General features: G+C 68.6%; 23 protein-coding genes. 9 read left to right on the forward strand and 14 right to left on the reverse strand.

The features are described 5' to 3' along the window. The first annotated feature begins 30 nt into the window (after nt 1-30). The 3 genes from G6N53_RS03120 (at nt 31) to fabG (ending at nt 4027) form a co-directional block, all read left to right on the forward strand. Entirely contained in the window at nt 31-609 is a 579-nt protein-coding gene (locus G6N53_RS03120) for an isochorismatase family protein (protein ID WP_163887043.1), read from the forward strand. A 174-nt stretch (nt 610-783) separates the two neighbouring features. Beyond that, a complete protein-coding gene (gene glgX, locus G6N53_RS03125) occupies nt 784-2934 on the forward strand; it encodes a glycogen debranching protein GlgX (RefSeq protein ID WP_163887045.1) in 2151 nt (716 codons plus the stop codon). 316 nt (nt 2935-3250) lie between these two features. Next, on the forward strand, nt 3251-4027 hold the full coding sequence (gene fabG, locus G6N53_RS03130; RefSeq protein ID WP_163887047.1) for a 3-oxoacyl-ACP reductase FabG: 777 nt from the start codon (nt 3251-3253) through the stop codon (nt 4025-4027). Here the strand turns inward: fabG and G6N53_RS03135 are convergent. Next, entirely contained in the window at nt 4017-5324 is a 1308-nt protein-coding gene (locus tag G6N53_RS03135) for a maltokinase N-terminal cap-like domain-containing protein (protein WP_163887050.1), read from the reverse strand. The genes fabG and G6N53_RS03135 overlap by 11 nt on opposite strands. Nucleotides 5325-5483: 159 nt before the next feature. On the opposite strand from G6N53_RS03135, the gene G6N53_RS03140 reads away from it, so the two are divergent. Together G6N53_RS03140 and G6N53_RS03145 are read left to right on the forward strand one after the other, a co-directional pair. Further along, nucleotides 5484-6296, forward strand: coding sequence for a HugZ family pyridoxamine 5'-phosphate oxidase (locus G6N53_RS03140; RefSeq protein WP_163887052.1), 813 nt, complete (start codon nt 5484-5486; stop codon nt 6294-6296). Between the two features lie 32 nt (nt 6297-6328). Further along, nucleotides 6329-6904, forward strand: a complete 576-nt coding sequence (locus G6N53_RS03145) for an orotate phosphoribosyltransferase (protein WP_163887054.1) — start codon at nt 6329-6331, stop codon at nt 6902-6904. 2 nt (nt 6905-6906) lie between these two features. Here the strand turns inward: G6N53_RS03145 and G6N53_RS03150 are convergent, their stop codons facing one another. From G6N53_RS03150 to G6N53_RS03165, 4 genes are read right to left on the reverse strand one after another with little or no spacing between them, the layout of a single operon-like run. After that, nucleotides 6907-7956 carry an ABC transporter ATP-binding protein gene (locus tag G6N53_RS03150; RefSeq protein WP_163887056.1) on the reverse strand — a complete coding sequence of 350 codons (1050 nt, stop codon included), beginning with the start codon at nt 7954-7956 and terminating at the stop codon, nt 6907-6909. Then, nucleotides 7953-8738, reverse strand: a complete 786-nt coding sequence (locus G6N53_RS03155) for an ABC transporter permease (protein ID WP_163887058.1) — start codon at nt 8736-8738, stop codon at nt 7953-7955. The genes G6N53_RS03150 and G6N53_RS03155 overlap by 4 nt, the downstream gene beginning before the upstream one ends. Further along, the gene (locus tag G6N53_RS03160) at nt 8735-9598 is read right to left on the reverse strand and encodes an ABC transporter permease (protein WP_163887060.1); all 864 of its coding nucleotides are present in this window, start codon (nt 9596-9598) and stop codon (nt 8735-8737) included. Before G6N53_RS03160 ends, G6N53_RS03155 begins: the two co-directional genes overlap by 4 nt. Nucleotide 9599: 1 nt before the next feature. Then, nucleotides 9600-10763 (reverse strand): ABC transporter substrate-binding protein, encoded by a 1164-nt coding sequence (locus G6N53_RS03165; RefSeq protein WP_163887062.1) that lies wholly within the window; start codon nt 10761-10763, stop codon nt 9600-9602. A 108-nt stretch (nt 10764-10871) separates the two neighbouring features. Here G6N53_RS03165 and G6N53_RS03170 point away from each other — a divergent pair, with 108 nt between their 5' ends. Beyond that, a complete protein-coding gene (locus tag G6N53_RS03170) occupies nt 10872-11315 on the forward strand; it encodes a TIGR03668 family PPOX class F420-dependent oxidoreductase (RefSeq protein ID WP_163887064.1) in 444 nt (147 codons plus the stop codon). Nucleotides 11316-11360: 45 nt separating this feature from the next. Here the strand turns inward: G6N53_RS03170 and G6N53_RS03175 are convergent, their stop codons facing one another. After that, entirely contained in the window at nt 11361-12263 is a 903-nt protein-coding gene (locus tag G6N53_RS03175) for a DMT family transporter (RefSeq protein ID WP_237166357.1), read from the reverse strand. 133 nt (nt 12264-12396) lie between these two features. On the opposite strand from G6N53_RS03175, the gene G6N53_RS03180 reads away from it, so the two are divergent. Next, nucleotides 12397-12735 (forward strand): aminopeptidase, encoded by a 339-nt coding sequence (locus G6N53_RS03180; RefSeq protein WP_163887066.1) that lies wholly within the window; start codon nt 12397-12399, stop codon nt 12733-12735. 18 nt (nt 12736-12753) lie between these two features. On the opposite strand, the gene G6N53_RS03185 is transcribed toward G6N53_RS03180, so the two are convergent. From G6N53_RS03185 to G6N53_RS03205, 5 genes are all read right to left on the reverse strand, one after another. Beyond that, nucleotides 12754-13026, reverse strand: coding sequence for a hypothetical protein (locus G6N53_RS03185; protein ID WP_163887068.1), 273 nt, complete (start codon nt 13024-13026; stop codon nt 12754-12756). Then, nucleotides 13023-14366 (reverse strand): MFS transporter, encoded by a 1344-nt coding sequence (locus G6N53_RS03190; protein ID WP_163887070.1) that lies wholly within the window; start codon nt 14364-14366, stop codon nt 13023-13025. The genes G6N53_RS03185 and G6N53_RS03190 overlap by 4 nt, the downstream gene beginning before the upstream one ends. A gap of 104 nt (nt 14367-14470) precedes the next feature. Beyond that, nucleotides 14471-15283, reverse strand: a complete 813-nt coding sequence (locus G6N53_RS03195) for a hypothetical protein (protein ID WP_163887072.1) — start codon at nt 15281-15283, stop codon at nt 14471-14473. A gap of 3 nt (nt 15284-15286) precedes the next feature. Further along, a complete protein-coding gene (locus G6N53_RS03200; protein WP_163895399.1) occupies nt 15287-17656 on the reverse strand; it encodes a glycoside hydrolase family 65 protein in 2370 nt (789 codons plus the stop codon). Beyond that, nucleotides 17656-18378 carry a beta-phosphoglucomutase family hydrolase gene (locus G6N53_RS03205; RefSeq protein ID WP_163887074.1) on the reverse strand — a complete coding sequence of 241 codons (723 nt, stop codon included), beginning with the start codon at nt 18376-18378 and terminating at the stop codon, nt 17656-17658. The genes G6N53_RS03200 and G6N53_RS03205 overlap by 1 nt, the downstream gene beginning before the upstream one ends. Before the next feature lie 58 nt (nt 18379-18436). On the opposite strand from G6N53_RS03205, the gene G6N53_RS03210 reads away from it, so the two are divergent. After that, nucleotides 18437-19297: an LLM class F420-dependent oxidoreductase gene (locus G6N53_RS03210; protein WP_163887076.1), complete on the forward strand. Its 861-nt coding sequence runs from the start codon at nt 18437-18439 to the stop codon at nt 19295-19297. Nucleotides 19298-19306: 9 nt separating this feature from the next. Here the strand turns inward: G6N53_RS03210 and G6N53_RS03215 are convergent, their stop codons facing one another. Genes G6N53_RS03215 through G6N53_RS03225 form a run of 3 tightly spaced genes read right to left on the reverse strand, consistent with a single transcriptional unit; the run spans nt 19307 to nt 21246 of the window. Then, a complete protein-coding gene (locus G6N53_RS03215) occupies nt 19307-20179 on the reverse strand; it encodes a rhomboid family intramembrane serine protease (protein ID WP_163887078.1) in 873 nt (290 codons plus the stop codon). 1 nt (nt 20180) lies between these two features. Then, nucleotides 20181-20588, reverse strand: a complete 408-nt coding sequence (locus G6N53_RS03220) for a VOC family protein (RefSeq protein WP_205390267.1) — start codon at nt 20586-20588, stop codon at nt 20181-20183. Nucleotides 20589-20598: 10 nt separating this feature from the next. Continuing rightward, nucleotides 20599-21246: a nitroreductase family protein gene (locus G6N53_RS03225; RefSeq protein ID WP_237166359.1), complete on the reverse strand. Its 648-nt coding sequence runs from the start codon at nt 21244-21246 to the stop codon at nt 20599-20601. A 287-nt stretch (nt 21247-21533) separates the two neighbouring features. On the opposite strand from G6N53_RS03225, the gene G6N53_RS03230 reads away from it, so the two are divergent. Next, nucleotides 21534-21935, forward strand: a complete 402-nt coding sequence (locus G6N53_RS03230; protein WP_163887082.1) for a heme-binding protein — start codon at nt 21534-21536, stop codon at nt 21933-21935. Nucleotides 21936-21991: the final 56 nt, after the last annotated feature.

Genomic DNA, 21991 nt, shown 5'->3' on the forward strand with positions numbered 1-21991 from the left:
CCCGGAGGCGACGGACGTAGCGTGGACGACATGGCGAAGTCACGGAAAGCGCTGATCATCGTCGACGTGCAGAACGACTTCTGCGAGGGCGGCTCCCTTGCGGTCAGCGGCGGCGCCGCGGTGGCACGCGGCATCAACGAGCTGCTGGCCGGCGACCCCGGATACGACCACGTGGTGGCCACCAAGGACTTCCACATCGACCCGGGGGACCACTTCTCCGAAACCCCGGATTTTGTCTCGTCCTGGCCACGGCACTGCGTGGTCGGGACCCCGGGGGTGGAGTTCCATCCCGACCTCGACGTCGCCCCGGTGGAGGCGGTGTTCCGGAAGGGCCGGTACTCGGCGGCCTACAGCGGTTTCGAGGGTGCCGACGAGGACGACACGGCTCTGGCCGACTGGCTGAGGCGCCGTGACGTCGACGCCGTCGACGTGGTCGGCATCGCCACCGACCACTGCGTCAAAGCCACCGCCGCCGACGCGGTCGCCGCGGGGTTCGCGACCCGGGTGCTGCTGGACCTGACCGCAGGGGTTTCGCCGGCGACCACCGCGCAGGCCGTCGATGTCCTGGACTCCGCAGGAGTCGATATCGTCGGCCGACCAGCGGGGTGACAGTGCCCACACCGCCGTCGACCCGAGTTTGCGAAGTAGGGTAAACGGGCAGTTCAGCGGGTGCAGAGAAACGCTGCACCCCCGGTGCACACGGCTCGCCCGGCGATCCCGGACGTCCGGCACACCGTATCGTCGCCTTGATCGTTCCCCCGTCAGCCAGAAGAAGAGTCTCCCTTGACCCAAGTCTCGAATCCCAACGCCGTCCCCCAGGAGATATGGCGCGGCAAGGCCTACCCGCTCGGGGCGACCTACGACGGTTCCGGCACCAACTTCGCGTTGTTCAGCGAGGTCGCCGAGCGCGTCGAGCTGTGCCTTTTCAGTGTCAATGAAGCGGGACGGCTCGAGGAGACCAGGATGACCCTGCCCGAGGTGGACGCGTTCGTCTGGCACGGTTTCCTGCCCAACATCGAACCCGGCCAGCGCTACGGGTACCGGGTGCACGGTCCGTACGATCCCGAGTCCGGCCACCGGTGCAACCCGAACAAGCTCCTGCTCGACCCGTACGCGAAGGCGATCGACGGCAACTTCGACTGGAACCAGTCGCTGTTCGGCTACAACTTCGGCGATCCCGACAGCCGCAACGACGACGACTCCGCGGCCAGCATGCCGAAGTCGGTGGTGATCAACCCGTACTTTGACTGGGGGGTGGACCGCCCGCCTAAACACGAGTACGCCGACACCGTCATCTACGAGGCCCACGTCAAGGGGCTCACCGAGACCCATCCCGACATTCCGGAGCAGATGCGCGGCACGTACGCCGCCGTCGCCCACCCGGCGATCATCGAGCACCTGCAGTCACTGGGCGTCACCGCCATCGAGCTGATGCCCGTGCACCACTTCGCCAACGACTCCACGCTGATCGACAAGGGACTGTCGAACTACTGGGGCTACAACACCATCGGGTTCTTGGCCCCGGACCCGAAGTACAGCAGCAGCGGCACCCCCGGCGGCCAGGTGCAGGAGTTCAAGGCGATGGTGCGCAGCCTGCATGAAGCGGGGATCGAGGTGATCCTCGACGTGGTCTACAACCACACCGCAGAGGGCAACCACCTGGGCCCGACGCTGTCGATGCGCGGTATCGACAACGCCGCCTACTACCGGCTGGTCGAAGACGACAACCGCTATTACATGGACTACACCGGCACCGGGAACAGCCTCAACGTCGGCCATCCGCACTCGCTGCAGCTGATCATGGACTCGCTGCGGTACTGGGTGACCGAGATGCACGTCGACGGTTTCCGCTTCGACCTGGCCTCGACGCTGGCCAGGGAGTTCTACGACGTGGACAAGCTGTCGACGTTCTTCGAACTCGTGCAGCAGGATCCGACGGTCAGCCAGGTCAAGTTGATCGCCGAGCCGTGGGACGTCGGCCCCGGCGGCTACCAGGTCGGCAACTTCCCGCCGCAGTGGACGGAGTGGAACGGCAAGTACCGCGACACCGTTCGGGACTTCTGGCGCGGTGAGCCCGCCACTCTCGACGAATTCGCGTACCGGTTGACGGGTTCGGCGGATCTCTACGAGAACACCGCGCGCCGTCCGGTGGCGTCGATCAACTTCGTCATCGCCCATGACGGGTTCACGCTGCGGGACCTGGTGTCCTACAACGAGAAACACAACGAGGCCAACGGCGAGGACAACAACGACGGCGAGAGCCACAACCGGTCGTGGAACTGCGGTGTCGAGGGCCCCACCGATGACCCCGAGATCAATGCGCTGCGGTCGCGGCAGGAACGCAACTTCCTGACCACGCTGCTGTTGTCTCAAGGCGTCCCGATGATCTGTCACGGCGACGAACTCGGCCGCACCCAGGGCGGCAACAACAACGGCTACTGCCAGGACAACGAGATCACCTGGATCGACTGGGCCAACGCGGACAGCGAGCTGCTCGAGTTCACCCGGTCGGTGTCGGCGCTGCGCGCCGCGCACCCGGTCTTCCGGCGGCGCCGTTTCTTCAGCGGCAAGCCTGTGGGCCGACGCGGGCAGGCGGGCCTGCCTGACATCGCCTGGTTCACCCCCGACGGGACGGAGATGACCGGCGAGGACTGGGGATCGGGATTCGCCAAGTCGTTGACGGTCTACCTCAACGGTCACGGCATACCCGACCCGGACGCCCGCGGACGGCGGATCATCGACGACTCGTTCGTGCTGTGTTTCAACGCGCACTACGAGCCGATCGAGTTCAAGTTGCCACCGAAGAAGTTCGCGAAGGCGTGGGAAGTCGTCGTCGACACCGCGGCCGCTCCCGACGCCGAACCCGGACCGGTCGGCAAGACGGTGTCGGTCGAGGCCAGAGCGGTGTTGGTGCTGCGCGCCGCCCAGGACTGACCGGGCCTTCTTCGGACAGACCCGAAGACCTGTGAAACCTGTTGCGCGCCATGCCGCTTACCAGGTGAGTTCAGCGGTTTCACCGATGTGGTGTGTTAGCTTGAAGATGCTGTTGCAACCGTGGCCGCCGAGTTGGCACCGGTAGTTTCGAACGTGCCACCGGCCGGGCGGGCCGGGTGTAGGAGCCGAAGAGCGGCGGCGTCCTACCCGGCGGCCACGGTTGCCAGCTTTCACGGCCCGCCGTGGTTGCCAGCCTGCGGTGGTCGCGGTGGTTTCCGGCCTGCACGCCCCGCCGTGGTGTCCCACACTGGAGGCCATGTTCTCCGTAGCTGACAAATCAGTCGTCGTCACCGGTGGTAGCAAGGGAATCGGCCTGGGAATCGCATCGGTGTTCGCCTCGGCGGATGCGCACGTAGCCATCGCGGCGCGCTCACGCGCCGACCTCGATACCGCTGTCGCAGAACTCGACGAGCTCGGCACCGGCCGGGTGATCGGTGTCGAGACCGACGTGTCCGACCCCGGCTCCTGCACCGCGATGGCGGCGGCGGTGGTGGACGCCTTCGGCGGGATCGACGTGCTGTGCGCCAACGCCGGCATCTTCCCCGAGGCGCCGCTGAAGACGATGACCCCCGCTCAGCTGTCGGAGGTTCTCGACGTCAACGTGAAGGGCAACGTGTACAGCGTGCAGGCGTGCCTGGACGCGCTGATCGCCTCCGGTCGCGGCCGTATCGTGCTGACTTCGTCGATCACCGGTCCGATCACCGGATTCCCCGGCTGGACGCATTACGGCGCCTCCAAGGCGGCGCAACTGGGGTTCATGAGGACCGCCGCGATCGAGTTGGCGCCGCACAAGATCACAGTCAACGCCGTGCTGCCCGGCAACATCCTGACCGAGGGCCTGCAGGACATGGGCGAGGACTACCTGGCCGGGATGGCGAAGGCGATACCTGCGGGGGCACTGGGCACTCCGGCCGACATCGGTTACACGGCGGTGTTCCTGGCCAGCGATGAGGCCGGTTACCTCACCGGCCAGTCGATCGCGGTCGACGGCGGGCAGGTGCTGCCCGAGTCGCCGGACGCGGTCACGCCTTGAGAATGCGTTCGATCGACCGCATCGGGATGGGGAGCCAGGACGGCCGGAAGCGCGCCTCGTAGGCCGCCTCGTACACGGCCTTGTCCAGTTCGTAGGCGGCGAGCACCCGGCCTGAATCCCGCGGATCCGTCCCGGCCACCGCGGCGTAGCCGTCACAGAACGCGGCACTGTTGCGCGCCACCCAGTCCTGTGCCCGGTGGTGGTCGACAGCCATGTCGGCCAGATTCTGGTGGGCGGCGTACTCGAAGGACCGCAGCACCCCGGCGACGTCGCGCAACGCTGAATCCGGCCGTCGGCGTTCATCGAGCGGCTGGCCCGGTTCGCCTTCGAAGTCGATCAACAGCCACCGCTGCGGCGTGCGCAGCACCTGGCCGAGGTGCAGGTCACCGTGCACCCGCTGGACCGGGATCGTCTCGTCGGCGAGCTCGCGATAGCGCGCTTCGATCTGCGGCACATGGTCCTGCAGGGCAGGCGCCGCCAGCGCCGCGGAGCGCAGCCGCTGCAGCGACGTCTCGACGGGGAAAGGCGCCGAGGACGCACCCAGCTGCTCGGCGAGCGTCGCGTGCACCGACGCGACGGCTTCGCCGAGCGCCCGGGACTCGACAGTGAAGTCGGCCGCCTCCCCGTCTGCGTACAGGCTGCGGGTGTTGGCCGTGGCCATGTCCCAGCCCTCGGTGCTGTTCGCCGCGAACTCGGTCACCATGCCGAGGGCACACGGCTCGGATCCGGTTGCATCCCAGGATGTCTCGTATGATCCGAGCAACCGCGCGACATGCGGGTTGCCCGCCCGCGCCAGCACCCGGTTCAGCTCGATGTCGGGGTTGATCCCGGGAGTGATCCGGCGGAACAGCTTGAGCACCGCCCGGTCTCCGAAGATGACGCTGGTGTTGCTCTGCTCGGCCCCCGACACCCGCGGTGTCGCGTCCAGCGGCAGGCTGACATCAGGCTCCTTGCCGAAACGCAGATCCGCCACCGCGGCCGACGAGTCGATCAGCGCCAGCAGTCGGTGCGCGGCGTCGGGGTCGTAGAGCGCGTCGTAGCCGGTGCGGCCGCCGTCCGGACCCGAGTCCGTTCCGATGGTGGCGATCTCCCGGTACCTGTCGTCAGGGGCACTGTCCCACCGCACCAGCACCTGATAGCGCTCGGCGGAGCCGTCGGTGTAGGTGGCGTCGAGGAGCACGAGCTCGAGGTCGTCGCCCAGCGGGGCGACCGTCGCCGGACGGGCCGACGCCAGTTTCCGGCTGCGGCCCGCATACCAGCGCTGGTGCCGCATCCAATCGCCGAACGGCAGTGTCATCTCGGTGTCATCTCCGGTCCTGTCCGATCTCCTACCTGCATGTCGGCAGGGCGTACTGAGCGGGCGCGCGGGGCACTTCGATTAGTTGTCCATCAGTCCTCCAACCTACCCAGGACGGCGGGGGATGAATCACCCGAGCGCACGCGCTATCGTGCCGACGTGACCTCCGGCGGTGCGACACGCGATCATGGCGACCCGGGAGATGCGCCGACCGTGCCTCCCCCGCTGACCGATCCGGTCAACACGATCCGACCGTCGGCAGCCGAGGAGGCCCGCACCATCGCCGCCTCGACGAACACCGGCACGCTGGCGTCATTGACCGCGGACGGTGATCCGTGGGCGTCGTTCGTCACCTACGGCCTGCTCGGCGGCGCGCCGGTGCTGTGTGTGTCCAACCTCGCCGAGCACGGCCGCAACCTGGCCGGGGACCCGCGGGCCAGCATCGCCATCGTCGCTCCCGGCACCCAGTCCGACCCGCTGGCCACCGGCCGGATCACGCTGGCCGGCCATGTCACCGAGCCCGAAGGCGACGAACGGGCCGCCGCGCGGGAGGCACACCTGGCTGCCGTGGACGCGGCCAGGTACTACATCGACTACACCGACTTCTCGCTGTGGGTGTTGCGGGTGGCCCGGGTGCGGTGGGTCGGCGGCTACGGCCGCATGGACTCGACCAGCGGCCGGGATTACGCCGACGCTCGACCCGACCCGGTGACACCGCTGTCGGCCGGCGCGGTGACCCACCTCAACGACGATCATGCCGCCGCGCTCGCCCAGATGGCCCGCACGCTCGGCGGGTATCCCGACACCACCGCCGCAGTGTGCACCGGGCTGGACCGCTACGGACTGGATCTCCGGCTGACCACCGACCGCGGACTGGCCTACACCCGCATCGGATACGCCGAACCGATCGATTCCATTGACGAATTACGTGCGGCAACAGTTGAACTGACACGACGGGCACGCCAGGGCTGAGGGGCCCACCACCGTGCAATACGATCGCCGGTATGGCTGAACAGCAGCGCCCGGAGACCTGGCAGGCGGCATTCGACCTGATCCGCACCCGTGGCCACGAACGCCGCGACGAGCCGTTCCGGCTGGTCAGCGGCCAGCTCAGCCACGACTACATCGACGGCAAGTACGCCGTCGACACCGGTGAGCGGCTCACCATCGTGTCCAGGGCGGTCGCGGATCTGGCCGCGCTCAACGGTATCGAGTTCGACGCGGTCGGCGGTCTGACGATGGGCGCCGACCCGCTGGCTCACGGGGTCGCCATGGTGACCGGCAAGGCGTGGTTCTCGGTGCGCAAGGAACAGAAGAGCCGCGGACGTGAGCAGTGGATCGAGGGCACCCGGCTACAACCCGGCACCAGGGTGCTGCTTGTCGACGATGTCATCAGCACCGGCGGCTCCACCGAGATCGCGCTGGAGCGGGTGACGGCGCTGGGCGCGGTACCCACCGGGGTGATCCCGATGGTCGACCGGGGCGACGTCGCCGCCGGGCGCTTCGCTCGGCGCGGTGTGCCGTTCTTCGCGCTGGTCAGCTACCGCGACCTGGGGATCGAGCCCGTCGCCGACGTGTGAATTCACCGGGCGACCACCAGGACACCGCCCGGCTCGAGGCCGACGGTCACCGGCTCGCCCGCGGCGAACCTGCGCGCCGTGGGGCTGGCCATCTGGGCGTCGATCAGCGAACCGTCGGCCAGCAGCACGCTCACCCGGGAAATGGCGCCCAGGAAGGACACCGCACTGACCGTCGACGTGCCGGCACGATCGGCGGTGACGGTGACCGTCTCCGGGCGCACCATTGCCAGCCCGGCCCCAGAGGTGACCGAACCTGCCAGCGCGGGCACCGAGACGCCCAGCAGGTGCGCGCGACCGCCGGAAACCCGCGCCGGCACTTTGTTGTTCAGCCCCACGAAGTCCGCGACGAACGGTGTCGCGGGGTTGGCGTAAAGGTCGGCCGGTGGGGCGATCTGCTCGAGGCGGCCGTGGCGCATCACGCCGACCCGGTCGGCGACGGCCAGTGCCTCCTCCTGGTCGTGGGTGACGAACAGCGTTGTCGTGCCCACCTCGAGCTGGATCCGGCGGATCTCCTCGCGCAGCTGCGTCCGGACCTTGGCGTCCAAGGCCGACAGCGGCTCGTCGAGCAGCAGGACCCGCGGCTGGATCGCCAGCGCCCGGGCCAGCGCGACCCGCTGCTGCTGGCCGCCGGAGAGTTCGGCGGCGTACTTGCCGGCATGGGCGGTCAGGCCCACCAGATCCAGCATGTCGGAAGCCCGGGCGAGCCTGTCCCGCTTGGCTTTTCCGCGCATCTTCAGACCGAAGGCCACGTTGTCGAGCACAGTCAGGTGGGGGAACAGGCTGTAGGCCTGGAACACCATCCCCATGTCCCGCTTGTTGGCGGCCACCCTGCCCAGGTCGGTCCCGCCGACCGACACCGTGCCCGACGTCGCGTCGTCCAGGCCGGCGAGGATTCTCAGCGCGGTGGTCTTGCCGCAGCCCGAGGGCCCCAGCAGCACCACCAGTTCCCCTGGCTCGATGTGCAGCGTCAGGCCGTCGAGGGCTCTGGTGCTGCCGTACACCCGGGTGAGGTCGGTCAGCGCGACGGCCACCCCGCCACTGTGGCGGCTCATCCGGTTGCTCCCGGGATCGCCTCGCGGCGTCTGCGTCGGCCACGGGTGACCAGCGACAGGATGAGCAGCAGCACGAACCCGAACAGCAGGGTGGCCAGGGATGCCGCGACCGACGTCGGGCCGTCGCTCTTCCCGATCAGCACGATCTGGACCTGCAATGTCTCGTATCCGCTCAGCGACGCGATGGTGTACTCGCCGAGGACCACCGCGATGGAGATGAAGGCAGCGGACAGGATTCCCGGCCAGATGTTGGGTACCACCACCCGCAAGACTGTCGACATCCAGCTGGCGCCAAGGGATCTGGCGGCTTCGGCCAGAGTCTGCAGGTCGATCGCCGACAGTGCCGCGTCGAGGGCGCGATAGGCGAACGGCAGCACCACGATCACATAGACGAACGTCAACGTCAGCGCCGATTCGCCGAGGAGGTAGGTCACCCACAGGTAGACGTTGCGCAATCCGACGACGATCACCAGCGCCGGGATCGTCAGCGGCAGCAGGCAGCAGAACTCGAGCACTCCACTCATCCACCGGGCCCGCAACCGCACCCAGATCATCGTCGGCACCAACAACGCCAGCATCGCCGCCACGGTGAACACCGCGAGCAGCAACGACACCACGATGGCCTGGTACAGAGCATCGTCGGTGACCAGGTTCGCCCACGCCTGCCAGGTCCGCCCGTCCCCGAGAAGGTTGCGGGTGGAGAAGTCAGCCATCGCGTACAGCGGGAAACCGAAGAACAGTCCGAAGACCACCCACAGCCCGCCCCGCACCGCGGTCCTCATGACAGCCACCGCGCGCTGCGGCGGACCAGGAAGTTGTAGACGCCCATCACCAGCGCCACCACCACGATCATCTCCAGCGCCAGCGCGTACGCGAAGCCCTCCTGCCCCAGCACCACTTCGCTGACCAGCGAGGCGCGAATCAACAGCGGCACGATCGGGCTGCCCTGGCTCACCAGGGCGGCGGCGGTCGCGTAGGCGGCGAATGCGTTGGCGAACAACAACAACGCCGACCCGAGGAAGGCCGGCGTCAACAGCGGAATAGCCACCTCCCGCCAGTACGCCCACGACGAGGCTCCGAGGCTGACCGCGGCCTCGCGCCACTGGTCGCGCAGCCCTTCCAGCGCCGGGACGAACACGATGACCATCAGCGGGATCTGGAAGTACGTGTAGACCAGGATCAACCCGCCCAGGCCGTACAGCCAACCGGAGCCCGCCAGGTTCCACCCGAAGACCTGCTGCACCCACAGCGTCAGCACACCGTTGAGGCCCACCGTCGCCAGGAACGCGAAAGCCAGTGCCACACCGCCGAACTGGGCGAGCACGCTGCACAGCGAGAGCACCGCGCGGCGCACCATGGACGTGGCGGGGCTGTTGACGATCAGCCACGCCAGCACGGCCCCGAGCACCGCGCCCAGCAGGGCGGTCGCACCGGAGAGCAGCACGCTGTCGGCCAGCGCCGCCAACGCGGTACCACTGAACAGCGCCGCGATGCGCTCCAGCGAGAACACCCCGTCGTCGTACACCGAGCCCACGACGACGGTGACCGTCGGGATGACCAGGAAGAGGACGACGACGGTCAGGAACGGCAGCAGCGGCAGCAGCTCCCGGATCCGGCGTGCGACGCCTCGGCCGGTGGGCATCTCAGCCCACTGCAGCGGCCCAGTTGTCCGCCAGATACTTCGCGGCCGCCTCGGTCTGCGCGGGCGTCGGCACGGTCACCGGTCCGTCGACGACGGGCATCGAGGCTGCGAGCTTCTCGTCGAGGATGCCGTCGGCGATCATGTTGTCGGCCCGTACCGGCCGCACTCCGCCCTGGGCGAACAGGTTCTGGCCCTCGTCGCTGTAGAGGAATTCCTGCCACAGCCTGGCCGCGGCGGGATGCGGTGCGTCCTTGTTGATCGCCTGGTAGTAGTAGCCGGCGACCGGGTTGTCCGGAGGCACGATGATCTGCCAGGAGGGCAGGCTCTTGGTCTGGGCGGCATTGGTGTAGTTCCAGTCGATGACCACCGGGGTCTGCCCGGACTCGATGGTGGCCGGCGTCGGGTCGACCGGCAGGAAGTTGCCTGCCTGCTTCAGCTTGCGGAAGAACTCGACGCCGGGGGCGATGTCCTCGACGGAGCCGCCCTGCGACAGCGCGACCATCAGAACGCCGGAGAACGCGGCACCGGCCTGCGTCGGGTCGCCGTTGAGCGCCACCATGCCCCGGTACTCCGGCTCGAGTAGGTCGTCCACCCCGGTCACCGCAGGCACCTTGGCGGAGTCGAACCCGATCGAGATGTAGCCCCCGTAGTCGTTGACCCAGGCGCCCTCGGAATCCTTGAACGCGGCCGGGATGTCGTCGAATGTCGCGACCTTGTACGGCGCGAACATCGAGGTGTTCGCGAGCGCCACCGCCTGACCGAGATCGAACACGTCGGGGGCGGTGCTGCGGCCCTTCTGCTGGTTGGCGGCGTTGATCTCGTCCTGGCTGGACGCGTCCGGCTGCGCGGAATTGACCTTGATTCCGTACTTGTCCGAGAAAGCCGCGATGATCGCGCCGTAGTTGGCCCAGTCCGGGGGCAGTGCGATCACGTTGAGCTCGCCCTCGGCCTGCGCCGCTTCGACGAGGCCCTCCATGCCGCCGAAGTCCTGCGCGGAGGTGGCCTCGCCGGCCTTCACCCCGGACGCCGTCTCGGCGCCCGAGTTGTCGCTCTCGGGAGGTGCACAGCCGACCGCGCCGGAGACCAGCACCGCTGATGCCGCGACGGCGAGAGCTCTGGTGGTGACCCCGGACAGCAACTGTGCGGTGATCCGCGAGAAGTTCATTGCCGAACCTTCCGATGAGCAGGAGACTGCACAGTGGCTCGGTGGTTACCGCAGCGCGACTGCACAGTGAACGGATACACCGGGCCGTGGGAACCTTACCCTGGAGTGATGCCGGATTCTGATGCTGCCGCGGCATTCGCAGCCGCCCCCGTCGCCGTGCTGGGCACCACCGGCGCCGGTGCCGCGCCGCACCTGGTGCCGGTGGTCTTCGCGCTGCCCGAAGGTCGCCACGACCTGCTGTACACGGCCATCGACGCGAAACCCAAGACCACCCAGCGGCTGCGCCGCCTGGTCAACATCGAGGCCAACCCCACGGTGAGTCTGCTGGTCGATCACTATGACGACGACTGGTCCCGGCTGTGGTGGGTGCGCGCCGACGGCACCGCCACCATCCATCACCGCGGCGAACAGATGGCGACCGGCTACGCGTTGCTGCGGGCCAAGTACCACCAGTACCAGAGGATCGAGCTCGACGGCCCGGTCGTCGCCGTGCAGATCACCCGGTGGTCGTCCTGGCGGGCCTCGCCGGCCTCACCGTTGCCGGAGGTCTGAATCTCGGCGCCGCTCGGCGGGGACTCAGCGCCGCTCGGCGGGGACTCAGCGCCGCTCGGCGATCTCCGCCTCGAGTTGTTCCTCGTAGGCGCCCTCGTCCCTGCCCAGGGCGATGGTGCCGGCGGCCATCGCCACGGTGGCGATCGCGATCGCGACGGCGTCCCACCGTCCGACGTCGAGGTGTTCCCCGAGGACCACCGCGCCGAGGAGCACCGCGATCACGGGTTCGAGCACCAGCATCGTCGGCACCGAGGTCTGTAGCGACCCGGCGTGGAACGCCGACTGCTGCACCAGCACGCCCAGCACTCCCAGCAGCACCAGCAGGTAGGGGACCGGCGTCGTCAGCACCGCGGCCAGCCCTTGGTGGGTCAGCACGTGCATGACCAGCTTGGTGAGCACCGCCACGACCCCGAACAGCACGCCGACCGCGACCGCGAGCAGCACCGCCCGTCGCCAGCCGGCGGTTCGCACTGCCACGATCACGCACGCAGAAACCGCCGCGGTGCACACCACGGCGACCACCGCGGACGTGGTCAGCGAGGCTTCGTAGTCACCGGGGCGGGCTTTGGCCAGCACCACGAACACCGCGAGCGCGATCGTCAGCAGCGTCGCCCATCCCCACTCGGCGCGGGTGACCCGCCGGTGCGCCAGCCGGGCGCTGAGCGGCAGCGCGAACAACAACGCCGACGTGAGAATGGGCTGGACCAGCAGCAGCGACCCGTTGGCCAGCGCGAGCGCCTGGAACACGAACCCGGTGATCGCCGCCCCGGTACCCGCCCACCACAGCGGCCGGCGCAGCAGCGTCTGGAACATCACCGGGCTCACCCCGTGCTCGGCCGGCACATCCAGGGTGGCCCGCTGGCGCACCACGATGCCGATCGCCAGGAACACGGCGGCGAGCAGCGCGAGCAGCACGGTCAGACCATGGCCGATGACTGGGCCTCCCACGGGTGTCAGGCTCCCTTCAGCTCACGGTCCCTGGACAAGGACAGCACACTTCGGCGCGCGCCGCCCAGCCCGGCCGGGGCCGCGATTCGATCGATCTTGTTTCAGCGCCCGGGAACTGGGCATTACCCCGGGCATGAATTTGCGACGAGTGGTCATGATCGCCGGAGTGGCGTTGCTGTTGGTAGGCGTCATCGCGCTGTTGATGCCCGTCTCGGTCTCCGGGCCCGACGCCAGCATCGGCTGCGGCAACGGGATCGCGGCCGACATGTCGGAGGCCCGCGACGCTGACAGCGGCAATCTGGCCAACCTTCCTGTGCTCAATGAGATCGTGCCGCACACCGATTACGTCGCCGAGTGCGAGTCGGCGCTGTCCTCGCGTCGTTCCTGGGCGATCCCGGTCGCGGTCGTCGGCCTGGTGGTGCTGGCCGGATCCTTCTTCGTCGGTGGGCGAAGCGGTCGGGTCTCAACCTGAGGGTGTGAGCCTGAAGACCTAACTCGCCTCGTCGACAATCCGCAGGTGCGGGCGGGACGGGGATTCCGGCGGCCCGAGCTTGTCGTTGACGGTGGCCACCGCCGAGTCGACGCGGTCGACGGCGCGCTCGCACATCCCGCGCACCCGGTCCCCGGCGGCGTCGACGTCGTCGGCCGCGCTGCGCAGGTAGGCGCGCAGATTGATCCGGAGCCGCTCACCTGCGACGCGCAGCCTGCGCCGCACCCGGTCGTCGACCTCGACGGTGACGTAGGGCAACACTTGGACCTTCATCGGTGAGCTCCCCTGCCTTCCGTCGATCGTTCATCTGGAGCCCAGCCTAACGGTGTCCCCACCCCTGCTCCCACCTGCGTGAGCGGCCTGGCCGCCGACTCCCGCAGCGTCAGCACGGTCCCCAGCGACACGACCGCGGCGATGACCAGGTAGTAGGCGGGGGCGATGACGTTGCCGGTCGCCGCGGTGAGCCAGGTGACGATGTAGGGCGTGGTGCCGCCGAACACCGCCACGCAGACGTTGTAGCCGACCGAGAAGCCGCTGAACCGGACCCGGGTGGCGAACAACTCCACCCCGGCCGACACCGCGGCCGAGACGTAGACCGCCTCGATGGCGGCCAGCGCACAGTGGGCAGTGACCGCGGCGGTCAGTGAGCCCGAGTTCATCAGCAGGAACAGCGGGTACCCGAGCACGGCGAACGCCACGGCGCCGCCGATGAGCAGGGGTCGGCGCCCGATCCGGTCGGAGAGCATCGCCAGCGGCAGAATCAGGACCAGTGCCACCATGCTGGCAAGAGTGATCGAGAGGAACGCGTCGGTCTTGGAGAAGTTCAGCGTGCTGATGAAGTAGTTGGGCAGGAAAGTGAAGACCACGTAGTAGCCGATGTTGAACACGATCATCATGCCGATCACCTGCAGGATCTGCCGCCACCCGGTCGAGAGCGCCTCCCGCAGCGGGGAGTCGGCGGTCTGATCGGTGTTGCGCAGCTCGGCGAACTGCGGGGTGTCGGCAAGGCGTAGCCGGATGTAGAGGCCGACGAGGCCCAGGGGCCCGGCGATCAGGAACGGGATCCGCCAGCCGTAGCTCTCCATCGCCGCTGCGGGCAGCAGCGCCTGCAGCAGCGTCACCGTCACCGAACCCATCAGGAAGCCGAGCACTCCGGACCACACCATGAAGGTGACGGTCACCCCGCGGCGTGCATCGGTGGCGTACTCGGCCAGATAGACCGCGCCGCCGCCGTACTCTCCGCCGGCGGAGAAGCCCTGCAGGCAGCGCAGTACCAACAACAGCAATGGGGCGGCGACGCCGATGGCGTCGTAGGTCGGGAGCAGCCCGATGCACAGCGTGGCGCCCGACATCAGCAGGATCACCAGCGCCAGTACCCGCTGGCGGCCGATGCGGTCGCCGAGCGGCCCGAAGAACAACCCGCCGAGCGGACGCATGAAAAACGCGGCGGCGAAGATCGCGAACGTGTTCAGCAGTGCCGCGGTGTCGTTTCCGGCCGGGAAGAACCGGGCGGCGATGAAGGTCGCCAGGAAACCGTAGATCGCGAAGTCGAACCACTCGACCGCGTTTCCTATGGACGCTCCGGTGACCGCCCGGCGGATGTCGGACTGCATGTCGAATCTCCCGAAATTAAGCGGGGCGCTGAGTATTTCGCTTATCGCACGGTCGCGACGAGCTGCCCTGAGAAAGATAGCGCGGCGCCGGGAACGGGTGATGTCTAGTCGGGGATTTTCTTCAGCGTCAGCTTGGCCGCCTTCACCGCGGCGGCCGCGTCCCGGCCGGCCCGCTTGGCGGCCTCGTAGGCGTCCCGCGCGGCGGTCAGCGCCTGCTCGGCGTCGGCCAGTCTGCGCTGCGCATCCTGGTGACGCAGCCGCGCGGCAGCGAGGTCGGCCTGCAGCTCGGTGAGCGCTTCGTCGGCGTCCGCCTTCGCACGCTCGGCCGCGGCGAGCTCGGCGCGGGCCTGCTGCCTGCGCCGGTCACCGGCCGACGGCCGCTTCGCCGGTTCCGGTCGCGGCCGGGTGACCCGTTCGGTCGCCTTGCCCTTCGCGACCGTCGAAACAGCTGCGGTGGAGCCGAATTCACCGAAGCCGGACCATTGTTCGGCCTTGCTCAGACGGCCCAGCCGAGCGGCGACATCGGGGTCGGCGATGGCCGCCTGCAAGGTCGTGGTCACCGAATCACGCACGGCTGCAGCAGGGTTCGTCAGTCCCGCGGCGCGAAACCCGTCACGCGCCAGTTCGTCGACGAGTCTGCGCTGTTCGGCGGTCAGCGTCCGGATCGCGACGCCATCCATCGCCGCGTGCGCCTCACGCAGCCTGGTTCCCAGATCGGTCAACCTGGTCCGGGCCGTTCCCCTCAGCACCAGGACGTTGACGACCCACGCCGCGGTCGTGGGTTTGCGGCTGGCGGCGATCCGGCGAGCCGCGTCCGGGTCACCGTCGTCCTTGGCCCTGGCGGCCAGTTCGGCACGCAGCGCCGTGAATTCGTCGGGTCTCGCCGAGTAGAGCTGGTCCAGCGCATCCTCGACCATGGTTCACACCAGCGGGCGTGAGGGCACCGCGTGGCGGCGCATCGGTTCCCGACCGGGCGGCTGCTGCGGCGGCGCCAGCAGCGGCTCCACTGGTTGCAGCGCCACCGTCGTCGGGGACTCGGTGCGGATCTCCAGGGGCTTACCCGCATGGCGGATGGTCAAGGACCCGTGCGGACCGTCGCGCAGACTGTACGTGACCTCCGTGTGGTCGACCTCGACTGTCACCCGGAAGTCCCGCCACCGCAATCGGAATCGCAGCTTGTTGATGCCGGTGGGAAGGTGCGGGTCCAGGGCAAGCACGCCCTCGTCGTCACGCAGTCCACCGAATCCACCGACCAGCGCGGTCCAGCTCCCGGCCAGCGAAGCCAGGTGCAGGCCGTCGGCGGTGTTGCGGTGCAGGTCGCGCAGATCGATCAGCGCGGCCTCGTAGGTGTAGTCGTGGGCGAGCTCCAGATGACCGACCTCGGCGCACATGACGGCCTGTGTGCACGCCGACAGTGACGAATCGCGAGTCATCCGCCGTTCGTAGTAGTCGACGTTGCGGGCCTTCTGTTCCGGGCTGAACTCGTGGCTGCGCCACTGCATCGCCAACACCAGGTCGGCCTGCTTGATCACCTGTGCGGGGTACAGCCGCACGTAAGGTTCGTGCAGCAGCAGCGGGTACCGGGTGTTCTCGGTGAAGTCCCATTCGCGCAACGTGGTGAAGCCCTCGCACTGCGGATGCACGCCCAGTTCCTCGTCGAACGGGATGTGTACCGCGTCGGCGGCGTCCCGCCAGGCGGCGGTCTCCTCGGTGTCCACTCCCAACTCGGCGGCTGCGTCGGGGTTGCGGGTACACGCGTCGGCGGCGACCCGCAGGTTCGCCGCGGCCATCAGGTTGGTGAACACGTTGTCCCGCACCACCGCGGTGTACTCGTCGGGCCCTGTCACCCCGTCGATGCGCCAGACCCCGTGGCGGTCGTGGTGTCCGAGAGATCGCCACATCCTGGCGGTCTCGACGAGCACCGCCAGGCCGCATTCCTGTTCCAGCGAGTCGTCACCGGTCACCACCCGGTACCGCTCGAAGGCCATCGCGATGGCGGCGTTGACGTGGAAGGCGGCGGTGCCGGCGGGCCAGTACGCCGAGCACTCCTCGCCATGAATGGTGCGCCACGGGAAGCTGGCGCCCTTCAGATCCAGTTCGGCGGCGCGGTCGCGGGCCAGGTCCAGCGTCGACGCCCGCCACCGCAGCGCGTCGGCGGCCGCATGGGGTGCGGTGTAGGTCAGCACCGGCAGCACGTATCCCTCGGTGTCCCAGAAGGAATGACCGTCGTACCCGGTCCCGGTGAGCCCCTTGCCGGGGATGGCGCGCTGCTCCGCGCGGGCGCTGGCCTGCATGACGTGGAACAGCCCGAACCGCACCGCCTGCTGGCAGTCGGGGTCACCGTCGACCTCGACGTCGGCGCAGTCCCAGAATTCGTCGAGGTACCCGCGCTGGGCGTCCAGCAGCCCCTGCCACCCGGTGTAGCGTGCGCTGGCGATCGCGGCCGCCACCTGATCACCGAGCGCCGGGCGGGAGCGCAGGCTCGACCACCCGTATCCCACGAACTTGACGATGCGCAGTCGTTCGCCGGCCTTCAGGCCACAGACCACCGTGGTGCGGGCCCAGTCCTCGCCGGCGTCGCCGCTGACCTCCACCCGGCCGGGCGCCTCCACGACGTGATCCATCGCGGCGGCGACCATCAACTCGGTGCCGCGGGTTCGGTGGATCAGGGCTGCCCCGCGGTCGCTGACCTCGTGCCCAACCGGCTCGAGCGGATTCACCAGCACCGCCGCCACCCGCGGGTCGTCGGAGGGCGCCGGCTGGTCCTCGTTGGCGATCAGCTCGGACTGCACCGTGATGCGGACGTCGTCGACCGCCTCCACCTCGTACTCGATGGCGGCCAGTCCCCGTTGCGACAGCGACACCAGCCGCGTCGACTTCATCCGGATCTGCTTGCCCGCCGGCGAACGCCATTCGGCAGTGCGCAGCAGGGTGCCCGCGCGCATGTCGAGAGTTCTTTCGTGCGAGAGCAATTCGCCGTACCGGATGTCGAACGGCTCATCCTCTACGAGCAGCCGGATCAGCTTTCCGTTGGTGACGTCCACCACCGATTGGCCGTCTTCGGGATAGCCGTACCCCGCTTCGGCATACGGCAGCGGGCGGATCTCGTAGAACCCGTTGAGGTAGGTGCCGGGCAGACCGTGGGGTTCACCTTCGTCGAGGTTGCCGCGCATCCCGATGTGACCGTTGGACAGCGCGAACAGCGACTCGGTCTGCGGCAGCAGTTCCAGGCGAAGCTCGGTCTCCCGGACATGCCACGGTTCGACGGGGAACGCCTCGTCGGTGATCATCATGGCGAGAGCAGCTCCCCGAGGTCGGTGACGACGATGTCGGCGCCGTTGTCCCGTAACGCTTCTGACTGTCCTGTGCGGTCGACTCCGACCACCAGGCCGAAACTCCCGGCTCGTCCCGCAGCCACCCCGGACAGCGCATCCTCGAACACCGCTGCCTCCGCCGGGCTGACGTCGAGCAGTTGTGCGGCACGCAGGAATGCGTCCGGCGCAGGCTTTCCCGGCATGTTCTCGGTGCGCAGCGTGACCCCGTCGACGCGGTGCTCGACGAAGCGGTCCAGACCGGTCAGCTCGAGGACCTCGCGGGTGTTGGCGCTGGAGGACACCACGGCGCGCCGCAGACCTGCTTCGGCAGCGGCCTGCAGGTACCGCCGGGATCCCTCGAACACCTCGACCCCGTCGGTGCGCAGGTGCTCGAGGAACAGTTCGTTCTTCCGGCTGCCCAACTCGGTCACCGCGGCCTCGTCGGCCTCCGCCGCGGTGATGCCGCGGCTGCCCAGAAACGACCGGATACCGTCCTCGCGGGGCTTGCCGTCGACGTAGGTCTCGTAGTCCGCACCGGCGTCGAACTCCACGAACAGCTCCCCGGTCTGGGTGCTGCGGGCGCGCAGATACTCGTCGAACATCGTCTTCCAGGCCCGCCGGTGCACGCTGGCGGTGTCGGTGAGCACACCATCGAGGTCGAACAGGCACGCGCGTATCCGGTCGGGTAGGCCCAGCATCCTTCCTTTCATACCCTGTCGCGGAAGATTCTCCGCACCGGGATGGTTGGCTGCTGGTATGCGCATCGGTGTGGTGTTCCCGCAGACAGAACTCGGCGGCGACCCGGGGGCGGTGCGCGCCTACGGCCAGCGGGTCGAGGAACTCGGCTACACCCACGTGCTCGCCTACGACCACGTCGTGGGGGCCGACCCGGCTGTGCACCGGGGCTGGGCGGGTCCCTACGACATCGACACCACGTTCCACGAGCCGCTGGTGATGCTCGGTTATCTGGCGGCACTGACCAGCACCGTGGAGTTGGTCACCGGCGTGATCATCCTGCCGCAGCGGCAGACGGCGCTGGTGGCCAAGCAGGCCGCCGAGGTGGATCTGCTCAGCGGCGGGCGGCTGCGGTTCGGGGTGGGCGTGGGCTGGAACGCCGTGGAGTACGAGGCACTCGGCGAGCAGTTCACCAACCGCGGGAAACGCTGCGAGGAGCAGCTCGAGCTACTCCGGTTGCTGTGGACGCAGCGGTCGGTGACGTTCGAGGGCCGCTACCACCGCGTGACCGGCGCCGGCATCGCGCCGCTACCGGTGCAACGGCCGATTCCGCTGTGGATCGGCGCTGCGGCGCCAAAGGGGTTCGCCCGCGCCGGCCGGATGGCCGATGGATGGTTCCCGATGATGGCGCCCGGGCCCGCCCTCGACGAAGCCAAGGCGATCGTCGACGCAGCCGCCCGGGACGCCGGCCGAGATCCGTCGCAGGTCGGTATGGAGGGTCGCGTCACCTGGCAGGGGGACCTCGACGAGGTCGCCACGGCGATCGGTGCGTGGGCCGACCGCGGTGCCACCCATCTGTCGGTCAACACGATGGGAGCGGGTCTGCGGACCGTCGACGACCACCTGGCGGTACTCGAGGCCGTAACGGTCGCGCGGGCTTAGCCCCGCCGGTCAGCCCATCCCGAACATCGCGCGCAGGTCGGCGGTGCGCCACCAGATCAGCGCGACGAACAGCACCAGGATCGCTGCCGTCGCCCCGCCCTGCACCAGGTTGCGCTGGTTGCGTGGTGCGTAGGCGTAGATCGCGGCCACCGCCGCACCGGTGACGAGCCCGCCGATGTGCCCCTGCCAGCTGATGTTCTGCGAGGTGAACAGCGGATAGATGAACGTGAAGACCAGGTTCAGCCCGATGATGGCGACCACCCCGCGCACGTCCATGTTCAGCTTGCGCCCCACCACGAACGTCGCGCCGAACAGCCCGAAGATCGCACCGGAAGCCCCGGCGGTCAGTGCGTTGAGCGTGAGCACGTACACCAGCACCGACCCGCCCAGCGCGCTGAGCAGGTAGAGCGCGCTGAACCGCAGCCGGCCCAGTGCCTGCTCCAGCGCCGGGCCGACGAAGTACAGCGCCAGCATGTTGAAGGCGATGTGGGCCATTCCGAAGTGCAGGAACGCCGAGGTGAGCAGTCGGTACAGGTCGCCGTCGGCGACGGCGGGCGGCCACAGCGCCAGCGCGCGTTCCAAGCCGGTGGACGCCGTCTGCAGGACGAACATCGCCAGGTTGATCGCGATCAGCGTGTACGTGACCACCGGTGTGCCGGACCGTTGCTGCCGGGCGCCGAACGTGGTGGTGACCGGGCGCACGGTCTGCGCGGCGGCGCCGACGCAGTCCGCGCACTGGTGGCCGACCGACGCGCTGTGCATGCACTCCGGGCAGATGAACCGGTTGCAGCGGGTGCAGCGGACGTAGGTCGGCCGGTCGGGGTGGCGGTAGCAGGTCGGCGTCTGCGGCGGCGTGCCCGGTGGATTCGGGTGAAAGCTCACTTCACAGGACCCCGAACAGTTCGATCCAGTTTCCGTCCGGGTCGGCGACGAACATCCAGCCCATCCCCGGGACCGGCGCGAACTCGGTCAGCGGTTCAACCACCTCGTAATCGGAGGCCTCGAACGCCTCGGCGACAGCCCGCAGCTTGTTGACCCCGATGGTGAAGTACCTCAGGCCGGCCTGTGCGCGGCCACCCCCTGGCACCGCGGGTGCGGGCGCCTCGCCGGTGTAGGTGACGAGCTTGAGCACGCTGCCGCCCAGCGAGTAGCGCCGCTGGGAGCCGCCCTCGAACTCGATCTCACCCTGTGGTTCGAGTTCCAGGAATCCCTCGTAGAAGGCCACCATCGCCTCGAGGTTCGTGGTGACGAGGCCCACCTCGATGCCGGGGCTCAGCAGGTCCAACTTCACGGAGACCACGCTATCGCGCCACCAGTTCGGTCGCCGGAGCGTCCCATCGGTCCAGGTTGACGGCGGCGGCCAGCGGCCGGCGTCGCAGCGGGCCGTGGTGGCCTCGCGGCCATCCGACGACGATGTGCCCGGCGAGCATCCAGTCGTCGGGAACTCCGACGGCCTCGCGGAGCACTCGCTCGCCGTCATACGACGCCCAGCTGGTCAGGCACGCGCCGAGGCCCTGCGCCCGGGCCGCGAGGAGGAAGTTCTGCATGGCCGGGAAGATCGAGCCGCCCAGCAGCAACTCCGAGGCCGTCGGGAACCGCTTCTGGGTGAACAACACCGAGGTGAACTCCGCCGCACGGTCGTGCAGTTCGTAGGTGGCCCGGTTGTTGCGGGCCTGGGGGCTGTGGTCGTCGGCGGCGGGCCGGCTCATCCCGTAGACGGGCTCGATGACCTGCAACGCGTGCGCGGCGGCCCGGGCGACGACCGCACGTTGTTCGGCCGACCGCAGCACGACAAAGCGCCAGGACTGTGCATTGGCGCCCGACGGCGCCCAGGTGGCCGCCTCCAGGCAGCGGCGCAACGACGCGTCGTCCACGGGTTCGTCGGTGAAGCGCCTGATCGTGCGGGCGGTGGACATCGTCTCCCACACATCGCGGGTTTCGGCACGCATGCGGTCAATTTAGCGGCTCCGCAGATAACAATTCGATGACGACGCAGATCACGATCAACTAAGAGTCCCTGCCGAATCATGAGAACGTTCACGGTTTCGTGTCCGATTCGGCGATCGCAACACCGAATTCAACACAATCTGAGGTGAACATCACTGCTGACGCTGTAACGCTGGGCGCGTTGCCAATTCGGCGTTCAGTGACCGAGTTTGAGCACTTCTGATCGCGGTTATCTTGGATTCGGGCGGGGACATCAGGCAAGAACCACAATTCGAAGGACCATTTGATCATGAATTTCAACGACATCACCGTGCGTCGAAGTCTGGCCGGTCTCGGTGCAGCGTTCCTCGGGGGCGTGGCCGCAGCGACCATCGCTGCCCCCACCGCCGCCGCGCAGCCTGCCGGCCAGTGCAGCGCCAGCGCGGTCTCCGGCACCGTCAGCTCGGTGACGGGTCAGGCGCGGCAGTACCTCGACGCCCACCCGGGCGCCAACCAGGCTGTCACGGCCGCGTTCAACCAGCCGCGGCCGGAGGCCGAGGCCAACCTGCGTGGCTACTTCACCGCCAACTCGACGGAGTACTACGAGCTGCGCGACATCCTGGCACCGATCGGCGACGTCCAGCGCAACTGCAACGTCACCGTGCTCCCCGGTGAGCTGGCGTCGGCCTACAACACGTTCATGGCCGGCTGATCCACTGTCCCTATTGGTCGCGGCGGCGGGTTCTGTCCCGCCGCCGCGGCACTTAG

This window comes from Mycolicibacterium hippocampi, assembly GCF_010723735.1.
GTDB classification, from domain to species: Bacteria; Actinomycetota; Actinomycetes; order Mycobacteriales; family Mycobacteriaceae; genus Mycobacterium; species Mycobacterium hippocampi.